This window comes from Streptomyces sp. NPDC006207 (assembly GCF_040613835.1).
In the GTDB taxonomy this organism is placed as follows: Bacteria; Actinomycetota; Actinomycetes; order Streptomycetales; family Streptomycetaceae; genus Actinacidiphila.
Genome location: NZ_JBEXSX010000156.1, coordinates 1 through 1,241 on the forward strand (window position 1 = coordinate 1; position 1,241 = coordinate 1,241).

Genomic DNA, 1,241 nt, shown 5'->3' on the forward strand with positions numbered 1-1,241 from the left:
TCACGGGTGCATGAGGACCTTGATGGCACCGTCGGCCTTCTTCTGGAACATGTCGTAGGCCTGCGGGGCCTCCTCCAGCGAGACGTGGTGTGTGGCGAAGCCGTCCACGCCGAGCGGGTCCTCGTCGGTCAGGAGCGGGAGGATCTCGTCGCTCCAGCGCCGGACGTTCGCCTGGCCCATGCGCAACTGGATCTGCTTGTCGAACAGCGTCAGCATCGGCAGCGGGTCGGTCATGCCGCCGTACACGCCGCTCACCGAGATCGTGCCGCCGCGGCGGACCAGTTCGATGGCCAGGTGCAGGGCCCCGAGGCGGTCGACGCCGACGTTTTGCATGAGCTTGGCCGCCCAGGCGCGGGGCAGCAGACCGGCGGACTGCTGGACCAGCTTCCCGAGGGTGCTGCCGTGGGCCTCGGTACCCACCGCGTCGATCACGGCGTCCGGGCCGCGGCCGTCGGTGGCGTTCCGTACGGCCTTCACGAGATCGTCCTGGTCCTCGTACTCGTCGAGGCTGAAGACCTGGGCGCCGTCACGGCGCGCCCTGGTCAGCCGTTCCGGTACGTGGTCGACCCCGATGACCTTGCCCGCGCCCAGGTGGCGGGCGACGCGGCAGCACATGTCGCCGATCGGCCCCAGTCCCAGGACGACCACGCTGCCGCCCTGGGGGACGTCGGCGTACTTCACCGCCTGCCAGGCCGTGGGCAGGACGTCGGAGAGGTAGACGTACCGGTCGTCGGGCGGCCCGTCCGGAACCTTGATCGGGCCGAACTGCGCCTGCGGCACCCGTAGGTACTCCGCTTGGGCCCCGGGGACACGCCCGTAGAGCTTGGTGTAGCCGAAGAGCTCCGCCCCGCAGCCGTACTCGGTGACCTGGGTCGTCTCGCACTGCGTCGGCAGCCCCTCGCGGCACATGTAGCAGGTGCCGCAGGCGATCTGGAACGGCACCACGACGCGGTCGCCGGGCGCCAGGTTGTCCACCTCGGAGCCGGTCTCCTCGACGATGCCCATGGGTTCGTGCCCCAGGATGTCGCCGGGCGTCATGAACGGGGCGAGGACCTCGTACAGGTGCAGGTCCGATCCGCACAGGCCGGTGGACGTCATGCGCACCACCGCGTCGGTCGGCTCTTCGATCCGGGGGTCGGGCACGGTCTCGACCCGTACGTCGTGCTTGCCGTGCCACACGGTCGCCCGCATGATCGATCACTTCCTCGCGGTTGTCCCTCACGGCAGGACCATCGGGTACC

At 69.9% G+C, this 1,241-nt stretch carries 1 protein-coding gene; it reads right to left on the reverse strand.

All coding sequences use genetic code 11. From position 1 onward, the window contains the following. Complete coding sequence (locus ABZ312_RS45115; protein WP_500332390.1) at window positions 1–1,191, reverse strand: zinc-dependent alcohol dehydrogenase; 1,191 nt, start codon at window positions 1,189–1,191, stop codon at window positions 1–3. Between the last annotated feature and the right edge of the window lie 50 nt (window positions 1,192–1,241).

Excerpts from the sequence above, each read along its gene's own strand:
- ABZ312_RS45115 (WP_500332390.1), bottom strand. The coding sequence starts at position 1,191 with ATGCGGGCGACCGTGTGGCACGGCAAGCACGACGTACGGGTCGAGACC.